General features: G+C 35.3%; 1 protein-coding gene. It reads right to left on the reverse strand.

Annotated elements, in window-relative coordinates; all coding sequences use genetic code 11:
* The coding region (locus H5232_RS23660) for an HNH endonuclease signature motif containing protein (RefSeq protein WP_182831725.1) at window positions 1–433 on the reverse strand (433 nt) is incomplete at both ends.

Genomic DNA, 433 nt, shown 5'->3' on the forward strand with positions numbered 1-433 from the left:
TTGATTTTACATCACCAATTTCTAGCCCATTAGTAGCTCTTTTTTGAAAAGTCGTGAAAGCTGAGTGCTCTGGGCTATTTCTGATGAGTACTAAGTTGCTAAAGTCATTTGTTCCACCATCATCTAAAGGAAGTTTATGGTGAACTTGCCAGCCATTTGGTACACGTCCTGCCTTTAATTTTGCTATATCACTTGAAGAAACACCAAGTTTATCTAATTGGGATAATATATCTTTATTATCAGATAATTCTTCAAGAAATTTTTTGCGAACACCATTATCAAACTTACTTCGCAAAGCTTTGTACTCAGCTCGATCACGCTTTAAGTAATCAATCTTTTTAAATTCTACATTTTTGAGGACTAAATTTTTCCCTTTGTATGAACCAATAAACTCACCTTTAGCCCCCTTTAAATCATTCCCTTTCGGCGGCTC

The organism is Pseudoalteromonas sp. SG41-5, assembly GCF_014164495.1.
GTDB classification, from domain to species: domain Bacteria; phylum Pseudomonadota; class Gammaproteobacteria; order Enterobacterales; family Alteromonadaceae; genus Pseudoalteromonas; species Pseudoalteromonas rhizosphaerae.